Below are 21,008 nucleotides of genomic sequence, written 5' to 3'. Positions count from 1 at the left end.
GAGAACCGGTCAGTAGACGTCGCGGACGTAGCGCTTCTCCGCCGCCAGCTGCTTGACGTAGGCGGCCGCGGCGCCCTCGTCCAGGCCGCCGTGCGCGGCGACGATCTCGCGCAGGGCCAGGTCGACGTCCTTGGCCATCCGGGTGGCGTCACCGCACACGTAGAAGTGGGCGCCGTCCTGCAGCCACGAGAACAGCTGGGCGCCGTGCTCGCGCATGCGGTCCTGGACGTACACCTTGGCCCGCTGGTCCCGCGAGAACGCCAGGTCCAGCCGGGTCAGCACCCCCTCGTCGCGCAGGCGGGCCAGGTCATCGGCGTGGTAGAAGTCGGTCGCGCGGCGCTGCTCACCGAAGAACAGCCAGTTGGGCCCGCGCGCGCCGCGGGCCCGCCGCTCCTGCAGGAACGCCACGAACGGGGCCACGCCGGTGCCCGGCCCGACCATGATCATGGGGAGGCCGTCGTCGGCGGGCGGGCGGAAGTTCGGGTTGCGCTGCAGGTAGACACGCACCGGCGCGTCCTCGGCGGCGTCGGCCAGAAACGCCGAGCACACGCCCTTGCGGACCTTGCCGGCGCCGTTGTCGAAGCGGATGACCGAGATCATGGTCGAGACCCGGGTGGGCTCCAGCAGCGGCGACGAGGATATCGAGTACTGCCGCGGCTGGAGCCGCTTCAACACGCCGGCCCACTCGGCCGGGGTGGCCTTGACCGCGTGCTCGGCGACGACGTCGACCGCCTGGCGCCCCCAGGTGTACTTCGCCAGCTCCCCCTGGTTGTCCGGGCGCAGCAGGGCCCGCAGCGGCGAGTCCGGCCCGCGGTCGGCGACGAAGCGGATCAGGTCCGGGGTGATCCGGGTGATGTCGAGACGGTGCAGCAGCGCCTCGCGCAGCTCGACCTCGCCGCCGACGTCCACGATGGACAGTGGGTCGAGGCCGGTGACGGCGAGCCACTCGTCCACAAGGGACTCACAGTTGACCGGCCACACGCCGAGCGCGTCGCCGGCCGCGTAGCCGAAGTCCTCGCCGACGTCGAAGGTGAACTGCCGCACCTCCTTCGCCGAGCCGGGCAGCGACAGCAGCCGGTTGCCGCGCAGCGTCGCGGTGAGCGTCTCGGCGCGGCCGGCGCGGCGCGGCGCGGGCCTGGCCGCCGGGGCGCGCAGGGCCGACAGCACCGCGTCCAGCCAGCCGTTGGCGGCGTCGGTGAAGTCCGGCTCGCAGTCGACCCGCGGGGCGAGCCGGACGCCGCCGAGCTCGGTGAGGCGGGCGTCGAGGCGGCGGCCATGGCCGCAGAAATCGGCGTAGCTGGAGTCGCCGAACGCCAGCACCGCGTAGCGGCGCCCGTCGAGGCGCGGCGCGTCGCCCTGCAGCGACTCCCAGAACGCGGCGCCGTTGTCGGGGGCGTCGCCGTCGCCGAAGGTGCTGGTGATGAGCAGCAGGTCGGCGCCGCCGTGCAGCAGCTCACCGGCGGCGAGCGTCATGGCCCGCAGGTTGGCCCGCCACCCCTCGTCGGACAGCCTCCGGCCGACGTGGGCGGCGAACTCCTCGGCGTTGCCGGTCTGCGATGCCCAGAGGACTTCGACCGTACGCCCGGTGCTCGCCCCCACCGCCGGCTCGCCGGGCCGGTGGTAGGTGCCGGCCAGGTATCCGTCGACCCACGCGCCCCGAGCCGGGTCGAACGGCGCGTCGCCCGGCAGCCGCGGCACGAATCCGGCCGCGGGCGGGTTCTTCGCCAGGGCGCTGAGGAACCCGGCGAGGTACATCCGCTCGGTCTCGGTGAACGACGGTGCCGCGAGGTCGACGGCGAGGGGCTCCGCCGAGGACGCGACCCGCGCGAGGCTCACCGCGCAGACCTTGAGCTCCGGCTGGAACGAGATCGGGTCCACCGCGTCGGACGTGACCGCGTTGACCGCGACGTCGTCGCCGAAGAGGTCGCTCCAGTGGAACGGGGCGAAGCAGTTGCCGGGCAGCACCCGGTCGGTGACGGACGCGGGCAGCACCGCGCGGCCGCGGCGCGAGACGATCTCGACCCGGTCGCCGCCGGCGATGCCGAGGCGCTGCGCGTCGGCCGGGTTCAGCTCGACGAACGGGCCCGGGTTGAGCTTGTTGAGCTTCGCGACCTTGCCGGTCTTGGTGAGCGTGTGCCACTGGTGCTGCAGCCGCCCGGTGTTGAGCAGGAACGGGTAGTCGTCGTCGGGCAGCTCGGCCGGGTCCAGGTGCGGGCGGGGGAAGAACACCGCGCGGCCGCTCGGGGTGGCGAAGTGGAGCCGGGGGCGGGTGCCGTCGGGGCGTTCGCGGACCGGCTGGCCGGCGCCGTCGTTGCGGTACCGGATCGGGTTGCGCCGCTGTGCCTCGGGCGGGGCGGGCCACTGCACCGGGCCCCGCCGGAGCCGTTCGTAGCTCGCCCCGCGCAGGTCGTAGCCGGTCTGCGGGTTGTGGAAGCCGCGGATCTCGGCGAAGACGTCCTCGGCGCGCTCGTAGCGGAACGCGTCGCCGTAGCCCATCGCGACGCCGACCCGCGCGATGATCTCCCAGTCGGCGAGGGCCTCGCCGGGCGGGTCAGCGACGGCGCTGAGCAGGGTCAGGTTCCGCTCCGAATTGATCATCACCCCGTCGATCTCGGACCACATCGCGGCCGGCAGGATGACGTCGGCGTAGGCGTTGGTCTCGGTCTCGGCGTAGGCGTCCTGGGTGATGACCAGCTCGGCACGCTGCAGGCCGCGGATGACCGTCGCGCGGTTGCCGACCGACGCGACCGGGTTGGTGCAGATGATCCAGCAGGCCTTGACCTCGCCGGCGGCCATGCGCTCGAACAGCTCGACGGTGCCCTTGCCGACGTCGGTGCGCAGGGTGCCGCCGGGCAGTCCCCAGGCCGTCTCGACGAAGACGCGGTCGGCCTCGGCGAGGACCGAGCGCTGCCCGGGCAGGCCCGGGCCCATGTACCCCATCTCGCGCCCGCCCATCGCGTTGGGCTGGCCGGTGAGCGAGAACGGGCCGCTGCCGGGCCGGCAGATCGCGCCGGTGGCGAGGTGCAGGTTGACCAGCGCGTTGGTGTTCCACGTGCCGTGCGTGCTCTGGTTGAGCCCCATCGTCCAGCAGCTCATCCACTCGCCGGCCGCGGCGATGGCGGCCGCGGCGGCGCGGAGGGACTGCTCGGGAATGCCGGTTGTCTCGGATACCCGGGCCGGGGTGTAGTCGGCCAGGAACGCCGGCATCGCCTCCCAGCCCTCGGTGTGCTCGGCGATGAAGGCCTCGTCGATGTGCCCGCCCGCCACGAGCAGGTGCAGCAGGCCGTTGAGCAGCGCCAGGTCGGTGCCGGGGCGCAGCTGCAGGAAGATGTCCGCCTTCTCGGCCGTCGCGGTCCGGCGCGGGTCGGCCACGATGAGCTTCGCGCCCGCCTTGATGCGCTCGAGCATGCGCAGGTACAGGATCGGATGGCAGTCGGCCATGTTCGAGCCGATGACGAAGAACAGGTCGGCGTGGTCGAAGTCGTCGTAGGAGCCGGGCGGCCCGTCGGCGCCGAGGGACAGCTTGTAGCCGCTGCCGGCGCTGGCCATGCACAGCCGCGAGTTGGACTCGATCTGATTGGTGCGCACGAACCCCTTGGCGAGCTTGTTCGCCAGGTACTGCGCCTCGAGCGTCATCTGCCCCGACACGTAGAACGCGACCGCGTCGGGGCCGTGCTCGTCGATGATGGCCCGCAGCCGCGCCGCCGTGTGCGCGATCGCCGCGTCGAGGCCGGTGTCGGCCGCCACCCCGCCCTTGTCCGCCCGGACGCGCGCCATGCCGAGCCGCCCGGCCCCGGCGAGCATCTCGGCGCTGGTCGCGCCCTTGGTGCACAGGCGCCCGGCGTTGGCCGGGTGGTCCTTGTCGCCGTGCACCTTGAGCACGCGCCGGCGGCCGTCGGGGTCCGTCGCCACGTCGAGGACCATGCCGCAGCCGACCCCGCAGTACGAACAGACCGTGCGGGTCTGCATCACGACCCGACGGTACAAACGCTCAGTTACACGCGTGTCACGCCGACCCCGTCGGCCGTGATTGCCGGGTGTGAGTCGATGATCGCGAGCTCGGCGCGGTACCAGCCGATCTTCTCCCGGATCCGCTCCTGCTCCGCGCGCAGTGCGGCGATCTTCGCCTCGATGTCGCGATCGTGCTCTTCGAGCAGTTCCGCGCGCTCGGCGAAGGTGGCGTCGCCGCCGCGGGCCAGCTCGGCGTAGCGCAGCATGCGCGCGATCGGCATGCCGGTGTCGCGCAGGCAGCGCAGGATGCCGAGCCAGGCGAGGTCGTCGTCGGTGAAGGCCCGCTGCCCGCCGCTGGTGCGCTCGACGCTGTCGAGCAGCCCGATGCGCTCGTAGTATCGCAGCGTGTCGAGGGTGAAGCCGGTCCGCTCGACCACTTCCCGCGGGGTGTACGACATTCCACAGTTGTACCGGATCGACCCGCACGGCGCGTCTCCAGTTTGACAATAGGTTGACGACGGTCGAACTCTTCACCCGGTCGTCCGCAGCGCTGTCACGAGCTTCGCCGAAGCGCGACGATCGAGTTGTGACAGAAACCACCGTGGTGCTCGTCCTGGTGATCGTGACCGCCCTCGGGTTCGACTTCACCAACGGGTTCCATGACACGGCGAACGCGATGGCGACGTCCATCGCGACGAACGCGTTGCGGCCGAAGACCGCCGTGCTGCTGTCCGGAGTCCTGAATCTCGTCGGCGCGTTCCTCTCCGTCGAGGTCGCGCTCACCGTCACCAACGCGGTGGTGAAGATCCAGAACTCCGACGGCACACCCAAGGCGAACCTGCTCGAAGGCGGCGGGTTCGCCCTGCTCCTCATCGTCCTCGCCGGCCTGGTCGGCGGCATCGTCTGGAACCTGCTGACCTGGCTGCTGGGCCTGCCCTCCAGCTCGTCGCACGCGCTGTTCGGCGGCCTCGTCGGCTCGACCATCGCGGGTCTGGGCTGGGCCGGGGTCAACTGGAACGGCAACGGCACCAAGCTCGACGGTCTCGTCGGCAAGGTCCTGCTGCCCGCGGTCATGTCACCGGTCATCGCGGGTGTCATCGCCGCGGTGGGCACCTGGCTGATCTACAAGGTGACCCTCGGCGTCGCCCAGCGCTTCACCGACAACGGCTTCCGCTGGGGCCAGATCGGTTCGGCGTCGCTGGTGTCGCTCGCCCACGGCACCAACGACGCCCAGAAGACGATGGGCGTCATCACGCTCGCCCTCATCGCCACCGGCGACTGGACCGACACGAAGAACATCCCGTTCTGGGTGAAGGCCGCCTGCGCCCTGGCGATCGCGCTCGGCACGTACCTCGGCGGCTGGCGGATCATCCGCACCCTCGGCAAGGGGCTGGTGGAGATCGCCCCGCCGCAGGGCATGGCCGCCGAGGCTTCCTCGGCCGCGGTCATCCTGGTCTCCAGCCACCTGGGCTTCGCCCTGTCCACGACGCACGTGGCGACGGGCTCCATCCTCGGCACCGGCGTCGGCAAACCCGGTGCGCTGGTGCGCTGGTCCGTGGCCGGCCGCATGGTGCTCGCCTGGCTCATCACGCTGCCCTCCGCCGCCATCGTCGGTGCCCTCATGTGGTGGATCGGCCACCTGATCGGCGGCCTCGGCGGCGCGATCATGGTCTTCGCCATCCTGCTCGGCCTGGCCGGGTACATGTACTGGCACTCCCGCAAGGCCCCGGTCGACCACAACAACGTCAACGACGAGTGGGAAGCCGCTCCCGAACTGTCCGAGGCGGTCCGCTGATGTCCCACAACCTGCAGTTCGCCCTCCAGGCCGCCTGGCGTGTCCTGCTCGTCGGCCTGATCCTCGGCGCCGGTCTGCCCACGCTGTTCGCGCTCGGCGTGCGGTCCCTGGCCTGGGGCGCCGGCGGCGACGCCGAGGTCCACGAGTCCGGCACGACCGGCCCCAAGGCGCAGCCGATCGGCACGCTCCTGGGCTGGCTGTGCTTCGTCATTGTGCTGCTCGGCGTCGTGCTGGGTATCACGTATATCGTGGCCAGCGGCTTCGGCAAGGCGCTGAGCTTCGAGCACGTCTACCCGACGATCGTCAACAAGAAGTAGGAGGTCTGTGTGAGCGAGTCCCGCTCCAACTTCCTGACGCGCAGCATCGACTGGCTGCGTGCCGGCTACCCCAGCGGCGTGCCCCGGCAGGACTACGTGGCCCTGCTCGGCCTGCTGCGGCGCAAGCTCACCGAGGACGAGGTCCGCAAGTTCGCCCGAGACCTCGCGGAGCAGTCGCAAGAGTCGGCCGACCCGATCACGGCCGGCGACATCGAGGCCATGATCAGCGACGAGGTGCTGCAGAAGGCCACCCCGGAGGACGTGGTCCGCGTGTCGGCCCACCTCGCCGCGGGCGGCTGGCCGTTGGCCGACCCCCCGGCCGAGTAGGAACCGCGCACCATCCACCGCAGGCCGGCCCGGGCGGCTCCCGGGCCGGCCTCGCCGTGTGCCCGGTCATCGATGCACGATGCCGACGAAAGTCGGGCGCGCAGGGCCGTGCCGCCGGCGAAAAGTCGGGCCCTCGGGGGTGAGACGCCGACAAAAAGTCGCGCGGCTTGTCGCCGCGATTGTTCGCTTCTTCGTCAGCCGGGCATGGGTCCGCGGCGCCCGACATGTCCGGAGTCGCACATGCCGCACGCAGCGAGCCGGGCGGCGACAGCCGGGAAGCCCATCGTCAGCAGACGATCTGTTCCGGGACGCGATCCAGCCACCTGTTTGAATCTGTTGCTTCGCCACGGATCTAACAACGTCTCTTGACGGTTGCTGAGCACATTTGTTCAGATGAGTGCACTCTCAGCGGTCCGCCGTCGCCGAAGGGGCGTTCATTCATGCGAAGACTGGACAGACGACTTGGCCAATTGCTGCTCGCGGCCGGCCTGGCCGCCGGGCTGGCGCTGCCCGCCACCGCCGCCGGGGCCGCAACCCCGCCGGACAACTCGCCCGCCTGGCACGTGGGCATCCCACCGCTGGCCACCAAGTGGACGAGCAAGGTCGGGCCGGACAACGCCCTGCCCGAGTACCCGCGGCCGCAGCTGACCCGGGACAAGTGGCAGAACCTCAACGGCGTGTGGGAGTTCGCCCGCGCCACCGCCGGGCAGGCGGTGCCGACCGGGCAGAGCCTCGGTGAGCGGGTGCTGGTGCCCTACCCGATCGAGTCCGCGCTGTCGGGCATCCAGCGGCACGAGGACCGCATGTGGTACCGCCGGACGTTCACGGTCCCCAGGGCCTGGGCGGGGCAGCGGCTCCAGCTGCACTTCGGCGCCGTCGACTACGACGCCAAGGTGTACGTCAACGGGACCCAGGTCGCCACGCACCGCGGCGGGTACGACGGCTTCGACGTCGACGTGACCGACGCCCTCACCGCCGGCGGGCCGCAGGAGCTCATCGTCTGGGCCGAGGATCTCACGGACGCGACCGGGCAGCCGATCGGCAAGCAGCGGCGCTCCTCCGACCACGGGATCTTCTACCAGGGCAGCTCGGGCATCTGGCGGACCGTGTGGATGGAGCCGGTCCCCGCGGCCTCCATCTCCGGCCTGGTCACCACCCCCGACGTGCCCGGCAGTGCGCTGAAGGTGACCGCGAACGTGACCGGCGGGGCCGGGCTGCAGGTCAAGGCGGTCGCCAAGAACGGCAACAAGGTCGTCGGGCAGGTGACGGGGGCGCCGGGAACGCCGCTGCGACTGCCGGTACCGAATCCGAAGCTCTGGTCGCCCGACCACCCGTTCCTCTATGACCTGCAGGTCAGCCTGGTGGACGGCACCAAGACCGTCGACACCGTGGGCTCCTACTTCGGCATGCGCCAGATCGGCACGGCCAAGGGTGCCGACGGCAAGTCGCGCATCGCGCTGAACGGCAAGATCCTGTTCAACCTGGCCAACCTCGACCAGGGATTCTGGCCCGACGGGCTCTACACCGCGCCGACCGACGCCGCGCTGAAGTGGGACCTCGAGCAGGACAAGGCGATGGGGTTCAACACGGTGCGCAAGCACATCAAGGTGGAGCCGGACCGCTGGTACTACTGGGCGGACAAGCTCGGTCTCATGGTCTGGCAGGACATGCCGGCCGCGAACACGGGCCCGATCCCGCAGGAGTGGCGCGGGCAGTTCGAGTCGGAGCTGCACGAGATGGTGCGCGAGCACAGCTCGTTCACCTCGATCGTGGCGTGGGTGCCGTTCAACGAGGGCTGGGGCGAGTGGGACCGGGCCGCGACCGGGCGCATCGCCGACGACGTCAAGGCCCAGGACCCGGCCCGGCTCGTCGACGCGCACAGCGGTGTGAACTGCTGCAACTCGCACGGCGACTCGGGCCGCGGTGACGTGATCGACTTCCATCAGTATCTCGGGCCGGCCTCCCCGGCGCCCGCCGGTGACCGGGTCGCCATCGACGGCGAGCACGGCGGCTTCGGCCTCAAGACGTCCAACCACATGTGGTTCGGCGACGGGCAGGCGTACGAGATGGAGCCCGACTCGGCCACGCTGACCCGAAAGTACGTCGAGAACCAGCAGGCCGTGATCACCTCGGCCAAGGCGTGCGGGATCAGCGCGTCCATCTACACCCAGATCACCGACGTCGAGGCGGAGCTCAACGGCTTCTTCACCTACGACCGCCAGGTCACCAAGATGGACCTCAAGCAGGTCAAGGCGATCAACCAGAAGATCATCGCGCAGGCCGACGGCTCGGCGGCGAACGTCCCGCAGCCGCCGCCGGGCACCCCCGGCCTGACCGGCGTCACGTTCTACCCGCTGGACGAGACCGGCGGCACGCTCGCCGCGGACGCGGCCGGCGACAACGACGCCACCCTGGTCGGCGGGGCCGCGTTCGTGGCCGGGCACAACGGCAACGGCGTCTCGCTGGACGGGTCCACGCAGTACCTCGACGCGGGCAAGCCGCTGCTGAACACGGCCGGCGACTACTCCGCCGCGGCGTGGGTCAAACTCGACAAGGCCGACGGCGCGTTCCAGACGGTCGTCAGCCAGGACGGGCCCACGAACAGCGACTTCTACCTGCAGTACTCCGGCGCCGACCAGCGCTTCGCGATGAGCTTCGCGGGTGTGCGGGCCCTGGCCCCGGTCAAGCCGAACGCGGGCCAGTGGTACCACCTGGTCGGCGTGCGCGACACGGTGCAGGGTGAGCTGCGGCTGTACGTCGACGGCGAGCTGGCCGGCACCGCGAGCGCCTGCCTGCCCCAGGCCGGCCCGACCGGCCACACGGTGATCGGCCGCGGCAAGTACGGCGGCAACCCGGTCGACTACCTCGACGGCACTGTCGACCAGGTCCACCTCTACGACCGCGCCCTGAGCGCGGACGAGATCCGGCAGCTGCACACCTCCGGCAGCTGACGGACCGGCGATCCGGCGGCGAGCCCTCACAAGGGGTCCGCCGCCGGATCGCATGCACAGGAAGAAAATCGGTCGCCGAACCGATACGGTCAAGATCTCCGGTTGACTAGCATCCAGTCTCGCCGATGGGGCGCGGAGGGGGCGGACCGGATGACCGAGCGGTTCATGGTGGCGTTCGCCGGAGATGGAGCCGGCGAGGGGCCGCTGTCGTGGGGACAGCACGACATCTGGCGGGCGATGGTCCGGCAGGAGTCGTGGATCCCCAACGGGGCGTGGGGGCCGTTGCCCGAGGGCACGACGCTGGAGGACGTGCGGGAGCGGCTGCGGTACCTCATGAGCCGCTTCCCCACCGCCCGCACCCGGCTGCGCCTGTCCCCCGACGGCCCGCCCCGGCAGGTGGTCGCCGGCGAGGGTGAGGTCGCCCTCGACGTGTTCGACGCCGGGGACGACGACCCCGCGGAGCTGGCCGAGGAGCTGCGGCTGAAGCTGCAGGAGGACGCGTACGACTTCGAGCGCGACTGGCCGATCCGGATGGCGGTCGTGCGCAGCGGCGGCGCGCTCACGCACCTGGTCGTGGTCATGTGCCACCTGGTCACCGACGGGTTCGGGGCCGGGGTGCTGCTGGAGGAGCTCGACAAGCGCCCCGAGACCCCGGTGCCCGACCTGCAGCCCCTCGAACAGGCCCGCTGGCAGGCCTCGGCGCCGGGCGCGCGGCAGCACGCGATGGCGCTGCGGCACTGGGACGGCATCCTGCGGGAGATGCCGCTGCGGCGGTACCCGAAGTCACGCGATCCGCGCTCGCCGCGGCACTGGCGCGGGGAGTTCTCCTCGCCGGCGCTGAGCATGGCGCTGCGCTCGGTCACGGCCCAGACCGGGATCGCGGCCGCGCCGGTGCTGCTGGCCGTGTTCGCCGTCGCGCTGGCCCGGGTGACCGGGCTGAACCCGGTCGTGGTGCGGCCGATGGTGAACAACCGCTTCCGGCCGGGGCTGGACCGGGTGGTGTGCATGCTGGCGCAGTACGGCCTGTGCCGCCTCGACGTCGCCGGCATCACGTTCGCGGAGGCCTTCGACCGGGCCCGCCGCTCGGCGCTGAGCACGTACAAGCATGCCTACTACGACCCGGCCGGCCTGGACGACCTCGTCGCGCGGGCCGTCGCCGACCGGCCCGGGCTGGAGCTGCCCTGCTACTTCAACGACCGCCGCGACGACGACGCCGCCGCGGGCGCCCCGGTGCCGAGCACCGACGAGGTGGCCGCGGCCGCCGGCGGCGGCACGTTCCGCTGGACCACGCAGCAGGACGTGCCGTTCGAGCCGCTCATCGTGCACATCGACGAGCTGCCGGGCGCGACCCAGGCGATCGTGTTCCTGGACACGCACGTCATCGCCCCTGGCGACGCGGAGGCGCTGCTGCACGGCCTGGAGGCGGTGGCGGTCGAGGCGGCCCTGGACCCGGACGTGGCTACCGGGGTGGCGTGAGCGCCTCGAGGCATCCGAACACCCCGGCGGCGGCGCGCTCATCCATCCCTGACGCTACCACCCGCCGAAAAATCCTCGGAAAATCGGCGACACAGCGTAGTTTTCGGTAGCCGGGCGTAGTTCATCCCGCGGGTGCGTCGATTTCCGGTCTCGTGGCCGGTCGTACAGGGGGACAGTACGACCAACCGCACAAGGAGGCCAACAGCATGGCGCTTCCCGAGATCGTCGGCCGCGCGGAGTGGCTCGCCGCCCGCCGCGCGCTGCTGGAACAGGAGAAGGAGGCCCGGCGGCAGCTGGACCGGATCAACGCCGAGCGGCGCCGGCTGCCGATGGTGCGCATCGACAAGCCGTACCGGTTCACGGGCGCGAACGGGCAGGTCACGCTCGCCGGGCTGTTCCAGGGGCGGCCGCAGCTCATCGTGCAGCACGTCATGTTCGACCCCGGCTGGGACGACGCCTGCCCCAGCTGCACGGCGGCCATCGACGAGATGGCCCCGGCCCTGCTGACGCACCTGGCCAACCGCAACACCACGTTCGCGCTGGTGTCGCGGGCACCGTACGAGAAGCTCCGGGCCTACGCCGGCAAGCGCGGCTGGAGCATCCCGTGGTACTCCTCCCACGGCGACGACTTCAACTTCGACTTCGACGTGTCCTTCGACGAGTCGGTGAAGCCGCCGGTGTACAACTACCGCGCCCTGCCGGTCGTGGAGTCGCCGGAGCTGCCGGGGTTCAGCTGCTTCCTGGCCGACGGCGGCGAGGTGTTCCACACCTACTCGACGTACGCCCGCGGCACCGACTTCGGCGGCGCGTACGCCCTGCTCGACCTCACGGCGCTGGGCCGGCAGGAGGAGTGGGAGGAGCCCAAGGGCCGCGCCGAGCACGCCCGCGCGGCCGTGCCGGACTTCGCCGCCTGACAGAGATGATGTTCATGAGCGCCTCCCGCCAAGGTCTGACCCAACGCCTGACTGACTTCGGGTCTTCCACGCGATCTGTCGGCCTTGGTCGGGAGGTGCTGGCGTTCTGACTTCATAGGAGCGTGGCCAGAGGCCCCATCTCTGCGCTCAGCGCGCGGCGGGCACCGGCGCGAGGGTGAACCCCGGGTCGACCTGGGCGGTCAGGTCGACCCGGCGCGGGTGTTGCCCCACGCCAGGGCGTTGCGGACGTGGAAGTCGACGGCCTGCTCGGCGTATCGCCGCCGAGATCGTCCTGTCCGAACGGGCCGGTGACCGCGAGCCGGACCCCGCCGACGTCGCGGATCAGCGGCGCCAGGACCGGCCCCGGCTCGCCCGGCCGCAGGATGCGCGACCCGCGCCCGGGCGGGGTGGTCTTGAGCATGGCGGCCGCGGAGGCGATGCGCGGGTTGTCGCCGCGCAGGTGTTCCTTGATGGCCTCCAGGTGCTCGGCCAGCGCCGGCAGCCCGGCCGCCGTGCGCGGGTCGGCGCCGAGTGCGACGGCCAGGTGCTGGTTGATGTCCGCGTCGAACGCCAGGACGTCCGCGCCCTGCGCGACGAGAGTCCGGCAGAACAGCCCGGCGAGCGTGGTCTTGCCGCTGCCGCCCTTGCCGACGAATGCAATCTTCACGCCTTGTTGGTACCGGTTTTCATTTTCATAGTCAACCGGAACGCGCGAAAACGGATGGACATCCCGCGCCCGGGTCGCCAGGCTCGAAACCATGCGACGATCTGTTCGGGACGAGGGGTTCGCCGAGATCTGGGACGACGAGATCGCCGACGCGTACGACACCCCCGGCGCCGGCATGTTCGCCCCGGAGGTTGTCGGCCCGGCGGTGGCCCGCCTGACCGAGCTCGCCGCGGGCGGCCGGGCGCTGGAGTTCGCGATCGGCACCGGGCGCATCGGCGTGCCGCTGGCCGCCGCGGGCGTGCCGGTGACCGGAATCGAGCTCTCCGGCCCGATGCTGCGCCGGCTGCGGGCGAAGGCCGGCGAGGAGACGATTCCGGTGGTCGTCGGGGACATGGCGAGCGCGACCGCGCCGGGGGAGTACACCCTCGTCTATCTGGTCTTCAACACGATCTCGAACCTGCTCACGCAGGCCGGGCAGGTCGCGTGCTTCCGCAACGCGGCCCGTCACCTCGCGCCCGGCGGATGCTTCGTGATCGAGCTGGAGGTCCCCGACCTGCGGCGGCTGCCGCCCGGCCAAGGCGCGGTGGTGTTCGGCAACGAGCCGGGCTACCTGGGCCTGGACACCTTCGACGTGCTCAACCAGCGCATCGTCTCGCACCACTTCACGTTCGACGCCGGCCCCGGCCGCGCCGCGCGCCTGACCCGCAGCCCGCACCGCTACGTCTGGCCGTCCGAGCTCGACCTCATGGGGCAGCTCGCGGGCTTCGCGCTGGAGTCCCGCCACGCCGACTGGCGCGGCACCGAGTTCACCGGCGAGTCCCGCTCGCACGTCTCTGTCTACCGGCTGCCGTAGACCCGTAGGAACATCCGCACGCCGCTCGCCGCGAGCGCCTCGATCTCGGCGTCGGCGAACTGCACCGCGCCGTACCACGAGCGGTTGTTCACCCGCCCCGTGACGAGCAGCCCGAGAAATTCGGCCGCCTCCATCGGATCCGCGACGTCGAGCAGCCCCCGGCCGGCCAGCTCGGCGAGCCGGTCGGCGAGGGCCTGCTGCGCCGAGCCGGCCTTGGCCGTCTGCGCAAGCAGTGCCGGGAAGTGCGCCGCCTCGGCGATGAGCAGGCGCATCACCGCCGAGCGCTCCGGCGAGTGCGCGATCTCGGCGGCGAACTGCCGCCCGAACTCGTGCAGCGCCGCCTCGACGTCGGTGACGTCGCCGAGCGTGCGGTCCAGCAGCGCCCGGAACGCGTGCACCTGCGCCTCGCCGGTCTCGCAGCGCGGCGAGGAACAGCTGCTCCGTGTCCCCGGCCCTGCCCCCGGCGGAGATCCCGGCCGCGACCAGCGCGATCACGATGATCCAGACCGTCGGCGCCTCGGTCGGCGCGGCGGTGCTGTCCGCGATCCTGCAGTCCCGCGCCGCGCACCACGCACCGGCGGAGGCCTTCGCGGGTACCTTCTGGTGGGTCCTGGCCTTCACCGCCCTGACCCTGGTCCCGGCCCTGCTGCTGCCGCTGCGGCGTTCCCCGGGCGCCGCCGCGTGAGCCAGGACGGTCCGCGCCCGGCCTGACCACATTCATGGGCAGCGGTAGTCTCTCGACGACCTGGTGGACTGCCAGCGGCGAAGGCACGCGCGAAAGGAGCTTTGGTGACCCTGGACGAGCTTTCCGAGGGGCGGCGGGCGCTGCTGGGCATGTATCAGCGGGTGCGTCGGTACGCCGTGCCGCGATGGATGATCGAGGCGGCGGCCGAGCGGCGTCTGGCGGGTGATGTGGCGGGGGCCTGCGCGGCGGCGGGCGTCGACCTGGACGTCGACGTCGCGGAGATCGCCCGCGCGTGCGGCCGCGAGACCGCCGATCTGGTCGAGGACGACCTGCGTCATCTGGTGCCCGATCTGCTGCGCTGGCACATGCCGCGCCTGCTGATCCCGCCGCGGGCGATCTGGGACACGACCGGCGTGCTGCGCCGTTACCCGGCCGGTGGCGGCGCGAACCTGATGGTGGACCGGGTGCGCCGGGATCCCGTACGGCTGAGGGTGTGGGTCCGGACCCCGCGGGACGCGCGTGACGTGGTGGACGACCGGGGATCGCATCTGTATCACCTGCACCGGTCCTGCTGGGATGCCCGCTACACCGATGAGCTGCGGGAACGCTGCGGTGGTTCGGACCGGATCCCGTTCTTCCACGCCGACGGCCGGCCGCTGGCCGCCGGGGAGCTGCCGAGCGGGCCGCGCCCGGAGGATCCGGTCGCCACGGTGGAGTGGTTGACCATGTTGTGGGATCAGGGCCGGGCCGGTGAGGCGCTGGAGGCGTGCGGGATCACCCTCGCCCCCGAGGAGCCGCGGATCTGGCCGGTGGGGCCGTGGGTGGCGGTGGAGCGGCTGGTGGCCGACGCGCGCGAGGTGCTCGAGCACGGTGTGCCGGAGGCGGATCTGATGACCGGCCGCCGGCTGCGCGGCGAGACGGTCTGGGTCGAGGGCGCCGATGAGACGCAGGTCTTTCCCGGCGTGGAGCTGACGTTCGGCGGCGGCGGAAGCGTCACAGCACGCCGCGGGAACCCTCCGCTGGGCAACTACCTGGTGCTGAAGATTCCTGAGTACCGCCACCCGGTCGACTTCGACCTGCTCCGGTTCGGCTATCTGACACCGGGCGACCTGCACCCGCTGGTCGCCCAGGCGTTGTTCCCGGCCCGTGCGCCCGGCGCCGACGGGCCACCTGCGCCGCCGCGAACGGCCGCCGGCGGTGACGACGAGCAGCGGCAGGAGCTGATGGATCGCGCCTACTTCGGCGACACGCCGGGCGTGCTGGCGTTGCTGGACGCCGGGTTCGACCCGGCGACCTGTGCCGAGGACGGTGCGACCCTGCTGCACCTGCTGGCTCACCTGGACCACGAGGTGTTGCTGCCCCGGCTGCTCGCCGCCGGGCTGGACGTCAACGCGACGGACGCGGACGGGCGGACGCCGCTGCACGCTGCGGCCGAGGCACGGTGGAACCGGCGCGCCGCGGACGACCTGGTCGACCGGCTGATCGACGCCGGAGGCATCGACCTGTGCTCGGAGCGCGACGTCCTGGGCTGCGTGGGCGCGGAGGTGACCCGGACGCCGCCCCTGTCGGAGGACGTCACCTGGCGCTCGCGACCCGCACCGGACGCCGAGCAGCTCCGGCGGCTGCGCGCGGAGGCCGAGCGCGGGCGGTATCGTTCGCTGGTCCGTCTGGCGCGCGGGCTGTACCTCGCCGGGCGGGGCCCGGGGGAGGTGCTGGCCGAGTGCTTCGACGCCGCGTTCCCGGAGGAGCTCACCGCGCTCGCCGAGTGTATGCCGCTGGCCGGTCACGAACGGCGGGACGTCGACTTCCACGCTCTGAAGCTGGCCGTCCCTCCCGACCGCGGCGGCCCGATCCCGCCGCGCACCGGCGCGCTGGCCGACTTCGACGACGACAAAGGTGACCAGCGGATCCTCGCGCACGATCCTGATCTCGTGCCGCTGCTGACGCTTACCGACCGGCTCACGGAGTACGGCGGCCTGACACTGTGCTACCGGCTGAGCGAGCCCGGCGTCTTCGGCATCGACGACCTTGACCCGCAGGCCCCGGTCCGCCGGTGCGGCCCGTCCCTGCTCATCGTGCTGCGCCGCTATCATGCCGCCGTCATCGAGCGGCTCGAGATGCTGGCGGAGCGAGACCCGCAGCAGCTGGCCGGCCACCGCGCGGCACTCGACCAGGTCGACGCCCTGCTCGGGCCCGTCGACGACACGCCGCCGGCGCCGACGCCCCTGCCCGTCCTGCGCGCCCGGGCCTCGCGCGGCGACTACGAATCGATGAGCCGCCTCGCCCGGGCGCTCTACGCCGCCGGCAACGGCCCGCGGGACGTGCTGGCCGAGTGCTTCGGTACGGCGTACCCGGAAGAGTTTTTCGTCATCGCCGACGCGGGCCCCTACCAGACGCTTCCCGGCACCGGCACCAACCTGCCGTGGGAGCTGGCGGTTCCGCTCGAACGGGGTGGCCCGGTGCTGCGCCCGGCGATGACGACGTGGCGGGCCGAACGGCGGATCCACGATTGGGACCCGGATCTCGTGCCGCTCGTCGCGCTGTACGCCGACGACCGCGTCGACCATGGGGCGCGGAAACGCCGGCCGCGGGTACCCCACGGTGATCTGATGCTCTGCTACCGGCTCAGTGAGCTCGCCGCCGGCCGCAGTACCGTCGTCGGCGTCCCGTGGCGGTCGGCCGAGGAGGGCGGCCCGCTGTCCGTCCGGGCCTGCGGCGATTCCCTGCTCACGGTGCTGCACGAGTACGCCACCGCCGTGCACCGCCTCGACGAGTGGGAGATCGTGCAGCCGTGGAACCGCGGCGCGGGCTCCATCGACGACCTGGAGGTCGAGATGTCCGCCGAGCTCGTCGAGCAGATCGAGGAGCTGCGGCAGCGCGTGGCCGAACGATGATCCACCCCGGTCGCCTCGAGCACGGACATCCGTTCCGGCAGTGGAAGACCTGGCGGATGCCCGGCAGCGGGCTGACCCTCACCGGCTACTCCCGCTCGAACGACAAGACGTTCTTCCACCTCCCGGAACTGCGGTGCAGCCTCGACGCGGGCCTGTGCGAAGGCCGCCGGGTGGACACGGTCCTGCTGACCCACACCCACCTGGACCACGCCAAGGATCTGGACTTCCTGGCCGGGAATCCCACCGGCACCGACATCTACCTGCCGGCCGAGGCCGTCGCCCACGCGGAGGCCTATCTGCGGGCGAGCGCCGAGCTCAACCACGGCGCGGCGTTCGACCCGGCCCGCGTGGCGGGTCACCGGCTCCATGGAGTACGGGACGGCGACGAGTTCACCTTCGGGCGCCGGGCCCATCACGTACGGGTGGTGGGATGTGACCACAAGGTGCCGTGCGTGGGATACGCCTTCGCCGAGCGTGGCAGGCGGCTGCGGCCGGAGTTCGCCGAGCTGCGGCAGGCAATGGCGGCCGCGGAATTCGGCCGTCTGCTGACCCGCGAGCGCGCGGCCGGCGTCGAGGTCGACACGGAGATCCGGCGGCCGCTGTTCGCCTTCCTCGGCGACACCCGCGAGACCGTGTTCGAGCGGAACCCGTGGCTGTTCGACTACCCGGTCGTCATCACCGAGTGCACCTTCCTCGACGACGCCCAGGCCGAACGCGCCGAACGGGTCGGGCACACGGTCTGGAGCCGGCTTCGACCGATCGTCGAGGCGCACCCGGAGACGCTGTTCGTGCTGACCCACTTCAGCCTGCGCCACCGCGACCGCGACGTGCTCGCCTTCTTCGAGCGGCAACCGGCCGGCAACGTCGTGGTCTGGGCCCACCCGGACAGCCACCTGCCCGAGCAGCACCAGCACGGAAGCGTATGACAAGAGCCAGGAGCACATCGTCAGGCATCGGCAATGGGGCTCCGGCGCCGAAGCTCCTCGATCTCGCTCACGTACTGCAGGGAATCCGCCAGAACGGTGTCGTCAATGGTGTCCGCGCCCCAGTTCCACGGTTGTACGGACGCCCACTCGTCCAGGTCGTACCGGTCGGTGGCGTCCTCGTGCAAGACCGTGAGCAGCGACGGGCCGCAGGCCCGGACGGAGAGTTCGCCAATGCCTCGCGTCGAGTGCCACGGGACGCCGAACACCGTGCTTCGGCCGGCGGAGAGCTCGCTGAGGCGGTAGCAGTGCAGCAGGTTGCCGTGGCGGATCGGCGGTGGCGGCTCCTTCGCGCCATGATCCATCCGGAACTTGCCGTGCAGCGCGAGGAGCGGGACGAGATCCGGGTCCCAGCCGAAGATCTGCCGCTCGGCCGGCCACATCACCGGCCTGGGGCGACGCAGGGGACCGCCCAGCTCCGGCGGTACGGCCAGCTGCCACGGCAGGTTCGTCACGTACCCCAGGGTCGCGTCCTCGGGCTTGGCGTCGGCGAGCACGAAGAACTCGTCGGGGAACGGGACGCCGAAGCACTCGGCCAGTACCTGGGACGGGTTGCGGCCCGCGGCGTACAGAGCCCACGCCAAACGGGCCATCGACCGGTAGTCGCCACGCGAGGCCCGGCTCCGCAGGGCCGCGACCGGGGCGGTGACCGGCTGCCGGCGGCCGGCGGCGGCGTCGCGATAGTCGAGCAGAACCGCGAGCAGGGACTCGCCGCATCGTTCGACCGGATCGCCGGGATCGTCCGCGTCGATCGCGTACACGACCGGGCGGCCCGCGGCGAGTTCGGTCATCCGGTAGCAGAGGGTCAGGCCGCCGTACTCGGTGTGGCGGTCGTCGAGTCGTACCAGTGGAAGCAGGTCGGGATCGCGGTCGCGGATCTTGTCCTCGTCGAAGCTGCCGGGCGCGCCGGATTTGGATTCCGGCGGGGCGGCCAGCACCCAGGCACGGTGGGGGAAGCTGCCGGGTGGTGGCCGGCGTTCGACGGCCTCGAGGAACTCGTCGGGGAACGGGACGCCGAAGCACTCGGCCAGCACCTCATGCGGGCTGAGCCCGGTGGCGTACAGCGCCTTCGCCAGGCGCAGCATCGAGCGACGGCTGCCACGCCTCGCCGCCTTGCGCAACTGCTCGAGCTGTTCCGCGGTCGGCGGCTGTACAGCACCGGGCCCGTTCCTTCGTGAGTCCACGTCGACATTCCTTACCGCAGCGGCAGATCAGATGTCCTCGCCTCCGGCCCGTGGGGGCTCAGTCCGGCAACGCGGCGGTGAGGTCGACCTCGATGAGTTGCCCTTCGTAGCCGAGCGATGCCACGCCCAGCAGCGTGCTGGCGGAGGTGAAGGCCGGTGCCAGCGGTGAGGCGTTGAGCCGGCGCCAGACCGCGGCCAGGACGCGGCTGTCCGGGCTGACCACGTAGACGATCGACCGGACCACGTCGGCCGGGGCGGCGCCGGCCGCCTCCAGCACCGCCAGGCAGTTGGCGATCACCTGCTCGGTTTGCGCGTCGAAGTCACCGGCCTCGCCGACCACCGAGCCGGACAGATCGAGCGGGCACTGACCGGCCAGGTGCGCGAGCCGGCCCGCGCTCGAGATCGTCACATGGCTGTAGCCCGCCGGCTCGTGCACCGCGGGAGGATTGAACTTCTCGATCATCGACCCATTATCCCGAGCAGCTTCAACGGAGTTTCCCCTCGGAATCAGAATCGGTAGATGATTGTGCATACGCGGTGGAGGGTCGCGTGCAGCCCCGAGGAGCTGTGGCCCGCGCTGTGTGACTCCGCTGTCGAGTTGACTCCGCGCTGCCCTGTCTTCTACCTCGGCGCGCCGCGCCCCACCGCGTGCCGGCTGCCGGACGGCCCTGGCGACGTGGGCGCCGCCCGGCAGTGCCATTCCGAGCAGGGCGTGGTACGCCAGCGCATCACCGTCTGGGAACCGCCGGCCCGGCTCGCGTTCCACATGGAGGAGACCGACCTCGCCTTCAGCCGCTGGGTCGACCGGCTCGACGACCGCTTCGATCTGGTGCCGGAGGGGTCGGGGACGCGGATCACCAGGACGACTACGGTGTCGGTCCGCAGCCGGTTCGCCGCCGTGCTCTACCCGGCGCTCTGGGTGGGGCTGAAGTCGGTGCACCGCTTCGTGTTCCGTAACTGGCAGCGGACGCGCCCGGCCTGATGAGCGGGCCCGGCGCGGACGCCGGTCAGCGGGGTGGCAGCGGTCCACACGTTGGCGAACGTCAGCAGGCATTCGCTCGGCGGAGGCGCTCGGCGGCCTGGGACCGCAGCGCTTCGCCGCACACCGGGGGCTGGCCGTGCAGTACTTCCCATCGGGCGTTGTGCGCCGCCGGCCACAGGCTGGCCGCCCACGCGACCTGCTCTTCGACGGCCGTGAAGGCGCGCCCCCGGACGTTCTGATACGCCGCCAGGAACGCCTCGGAGCTCTCGATCGGCGCCAGGGTGGGCAGCCCGGTGCCGCGGGCGAACGCCCCGCTCGCCGCGCCCGCCAGCGCCGCCTCCGGTTGCCACGCCAGACTGTCCCAGTCGTGTACGGCCCATAGCTGGCGCCGGTGCCACCGCAGGTTCTGCGCCTCGAAGTCGGCGTGGCCCAGCACGCACGGCAGGCCGGCGGCCAGGAGCCGTTCGCGGGCCCGCCGGGCCGTGTCGAGGACGTACGCGGGCACGGCGCTCTGGTCCCGCTCGTCGAGGAAGCCGATCGCCGGCCACAGCCCGGAATCCGTGTGGTCCCAGCGTACCCAGCGCGGGTTCGGCAACGGCGCAGTGACGGTCACGCCGGCGAGTTCCGCCATCAGCCGGGCGAACACCTCCGCATACCGTACGGCCACGTCCGGCGACTCCCCGTGCACGATCTCGCCGCCGGGGCGGAACTGCTCGGCGTGCACGGCCAGCGAACCGACACCGACCACCGGCGTGAGCGGCCGGGCACACGGAAACCCGCGCTCGGCCAGCCGGGCCTGCGCCGCGACACAGGACGCGGCCCGGCCGTCGTCGGCGCGCGCCTTGACCACGACGTCCGCTCCGCCGGCCAGCCGCAGACCCCACACCGTGGAGATCTGGTTCAGCTCGAACAGTACGGCCGCGGGTTCGCCGCCAAGATGGTCCAGGCACCAACCCGGCAGCCAGTCCGGCAGGTCATCCAACGCCACGGTGAGGACTATGCCACGTTGCGACACGGACCTGCGTCGGC

At 71.8% G+C, this 21,008-nt stretch carries 18 protein-coding genes; 11 read left to right on the top strand and 7 right to left on the bottom strand.

Going from position 1 to position 21,008, the window contains the following annotated elements; all coding sequences use genetic code 11:
* Positions 1-9: 9 nt before the first annotated feature.
* On the bottom strand, positions 10-3,969 hold the full coding sequence (locus tag ACQPY0_RS31615; RefSeq protein ID WP_432995456.1) for a molybdopterin-dependent oxidoreductase: 3,960 nt from the start codon (positions 3,967-3,969) through the stop codon (positions 10-12).
* 26 nt (positions 3,970-3,995) lie between these two features.
* Complete coding sequence (locus ACQPY0_RS31610; RefSeq protein ID WP_432968529.1) at positions 3,996-4,409, bottom strand: MerR family transcriptional regulator; 414 nt, start codon at positions 4,407-4,409, stop codon at positions 3,996-3,998.
* A gap of 128 nt (positions 4,410-4,537) precedes the next feature.
* Between ACQPY0_RS31610 and ACQPY0_RS31605 the strand changes: the two genes are divergently transcribed.
* From ACQPY0_RS31605 to ACQPY0_RS31580, 6 genes are all read left to right on the top strand, one after another.
* Positions 4,538-5,746, top strand: coding sequence for an anion permease (locus ACQPY0_RS31605; protein ID WP_432968526.1), 1,209 nt, complete (start codon positions 4,538-4,540; stop codon positions 5,744-5,746).
* Positions 5,746-6,063, top strand: coding sequence for a hypothetical protein (locus tag ACQPY0_RS31600; RefSeq protein WP_432968523.1), 318 nt, complete (start codon positions 5,746-5,748; stop codon positions 6,061-6,063). Before ACQPY0_RS31605 ends, ACQPY0_RS31600 begins: the two co-directional genes overlap by 1 nt.
* A 9-nt stretch (positions 6,064-6,072) precedes the next feature.
* Positions 6,073-6,390 carry a DUF3349 domain-containing protein gene (locus ACQPY0_RS31595; protein ID WP_432968520.1) on the top strand — a complete coding sequence of 106 codons (318 nt, stop codon included), beginning with the start codon at positions 6,073-6,075 and terminating at the stop codon, positions 6,388-6,390.
* 440 nt (positions 6,391-6,830) lie between these two features.
* Entirely contained in the window at positions 6,831-9,341 is a 2,511-nt protein-coding gene (locus tag ACQPY0_RS31590) for a LamG-like jellyroll fold domain-containing protein (RefSeq protein WP_432968517.1), read from the top strand.
* A gap of 150 nt (positions 9,342-9,491) precedes the next feature.
* A complete protein-coding gene (locus ACQPY0_RS31585) occupies positions 9,492-10,817 on the top strand; it encodes a condensation domain-containing protein (protein ID WP_432968514.1) in 1,326 nt (441 codons plus the stop codon).
* A 206-nt stretch (positions 10,818-11,023) separates the two neighbouring features.
* Positions 11,024-11,731 (top strand): DUF899 domain-containing protein, encoded by a 708-nt coding sequence (locus ACQPY0_RS31580; protein WP_432968511.1) that lies wholly within the window; start codon positions 11,024-11,026, stop codon positions 11,729-11,731.
* Positions 11,732-11,843: 112 nt separating this feature from the next.
* Here the strand turns inward: ACQPY0_RS31580 and ACQPY0_RS31575 are convergent, their stop codons facing one another.
* The gene (locus tag ACQPY0_RS31575; protein ID WP_432968508.1) at positions 11,844-12,398 is read right to left on the bottom strand and encodes a hypothetical protein; all 555 of its coding nucleotides are present in this window, start codon (positions 12,396-12,398) and stop codon (positions 11,844-11,846) included.
* Between the two features lie 91 nt (positions 12,399-12,489).
* On the opposite strand from ACQPY0_RS31575, the gene ACQPY0_RS31570 reads away from it, so the two are divergent.
* Positions 12,490-13,251, top strand: a complete 762-nt coding sequence (locus ACQPY0_RS31570) for a class I SAM-dependent DNA methyltransferase (RefSeq protein WP_432968505.1) — start codon at positions 12,490-12,492, stop codon at positions 13,249-13,251.
* On the opposite strand, the gene ACQPY0_RS31565 is transcribed toward ACQPY0_RS31570, so the two are convergent.
* Positions 13,236-13,649 carry a TetR/AcrR family transcriptional regulator C-terminal domain-containing protein gene (locus ACQPY0_RS31565; RefSeq protein WP_432968502.1) on the bottom strand — a complete coding sequence of 138 codons (414 nt, stop codon included), beginning with the start codon at positions 13,647-13,649 and terminating at the stop codon, positions 13,236-13,238. The genes ACQPY0_RS31570 and ACQPY0_RS31565 overlap by 16 nt on opposite strands.
* A gap of 44 nt (positions 13,650-13,693) precedes the next feature.
* Here ACQPY0_RS31565 and ACQPY0_RS31560 point away from each other — a divergent pair, with 44 nt between their 5' ends.
* From ACQPY0_RS31560 to ACQPY0_RS31550, 3 genes are all read left to right on the top strand, one after another.
* The gene (locus ACQPY0_RS31560) at positions 13,694-13,936 is read left to right on the top strand and encodes a hypothetical protein (RefSeq protein ID WP_432968499.1); all 243 of its coding nucleotides are present in this window, start codon (positions 13,694-13,696) and stop codon (positions 13,934-13,936) included.
* A gap of 104 nt (positions 13,937-14,040) precedes the next feature.
* Complete coding sequence (locus ACQPY0_RS31555; RefSeq protein WP_432968497.1) at positions 14,041-16,830, top strand: ankyrin repeat domain-containing protein; 2,790 nt, start codon at positions 14,041-14,043, stop codon at positions 16,828-16,830.
* Positions 16,827-17,756 (top strand): MBL fold metallo-hydrolase, encoded by a 930-nt coding sequence (locus ACQPY0_RS31550; RefSeq protein ID WP_432968495.1) that lies wholly within the window; start codon positions 16,827-16,829, stop codon positions 17,754-17,756. Before ACQPY0_RS31555 ends, ACQPY0_RS31550 begins: the two co-directional genes overlap by 4 nt.
* Positions 17,757-17,776: 20 nt before the next feature.
* Here the strand turns inward: ACQPY0_RS31550 and ACQPY0_RS31545 are convergent, their stop codons facing one another.
* Together ACQPY0_RS31545 and ACQPY0_RS31540 are read right to left on the bottom strand one after the other, a co-directional pair.
* A complete protein-coding gene (locus ACQPY0_RS31545) occupies positions 17,777-18,997 on the bottom strand; it encodes a hypothetical protein (RefSeq protein WP_432968492.1) in 1,221 nt (406 codons plus the stop codon).
* Between the two features lie 58 nt (positions 18,998-19,055).
* Positions 19,056-19,460: a RidA family protein gene (locus ACQPY0_RS31540; RefSeq protein ID WP_432968489.1), complete on the bottom strand. Its 405-nt coding sequence runs from the start codon at positions 19,458-19,460 to the stop codon at positions 19,056-19,058.
* 57 nt (positions 19,461-19,517) lie between these two features.
* Between ACQPY0_RS31540 and ACQPY0_RS31535 the strand changes: the two genes are divergently transcribed.
* Positions 19,518-19,979, top strand: a complete 462-nt coding sequence (locus tag ACQPY0_RS31535; RefSeq protein ID WP_432968486.1) for a hypothetical protein — start codon at positions 19,518-19,520, stop codon at positions 19,977-19,979.
* 61 nt (positions 19,980-20,040) lie between these two features.
* On the opposite strand, the gene ACQPY0_RS31530 is transcribed toward ACQPY0_RS31535, so the two are convergent.
* Entirely contained in the window at positions 20,041-20,967 is a 927-nt protein-coding gene (locus ACQPY0_RS31530) for a hypothetical protein (protein WP_432968483.1), read from the bottom strand.
* Positions 20,968-21,008 lie beyond the last annotated feature (41 nt).

The organism is Dactylosporangium sp. CA-233914 (genome assembly GCF_050942935.1).
Lineage (GTDB): Bacteria > Actinomycetota > Actinomycetes > Mycobacteriales > Micromonosporaceae > Dactylosporangium.
This window is presented reverse-complemented; position numbering and strand designations above follow the sequence as displayed.

Excerpts from the sequence above, each read along its gene's own strand:
- ACQPY0_RS31580 (WP_432968511.1), top strand. The coding sequence starts at position 11,024 with ATGGCGCTTCCCGAGATCGTCGGCCGCGCGGAGTGGCTCGCCGCCCGC.
- ACQPY0_RS31600 (WP_432968523.1), top strand. The coding sequence starts at position 5,746 with ATGTCCCACAACCTGCAGTTCGCCCTCCAGGCCGCCTGGCGTGTCCTG.
- ACQPY0_RS31540 (WP_432968489.1), bottom strand. The coding sequence starts at position 19,460 with ATGATCGAGAAGTTCAATCCTCCCGCGGTGCACGAGCCGGCGGGCTAC.
- ACQPY0_RS31570 (WP_432968505.1), top strand. The coding sequence starts at position 12,490 with ATGCGACGATCTGTTCGGGACGAGGGGTTCGCCGAGATCTGGGACGAC.
- ACQPY0_RS31615 (WP_432995456.1), bottom strand. The coding sequence starts at position 3,969 with ATGCAGACCCGCACGGTCTGTTCGTACTGCGGGGTCGGCTGCGGCATG.
- ACQPY0_RS31535 (WP_432968486.1), top strand. The coding sequence starts at position 19,518 with ATGATTGTGCATACGCGGTGGAGGGTCGCGTGCAGCCCCGAGGAGCTG.
- ACQPY0_RS31585 (WP_432968514.1), top strand. The coding sequence starts at position 9,492 with ATGACCGAGCGGTTCATGGTGGCGTTCGCCGGAGATGGAGCCGGCGAG.
- ACQPY0_RS31550 (WP_432968495.1), top strand. The coding sequence starts at position 16,827 with ATGATCCACCCCGGTCGCCTCGAGCACGGACATCCGTTCCGGCAGTGG.
- ACQPY0_RS31590 (WP_432968517.1), top strand. The coding sequence starts at position 6,831 with ATGCGAAGACTGGACAGACGACTTGGCCAATTGCTGCTCGCGGCCGGC.
- ACQPY0_RS31610 (WP_432968529.1), bottom strand. The coding sequence starts at position 4,409 with ATGTCGTACACCCCGCGGGAAGTGGTCGAGCGGACCGGCTTCACCCTC.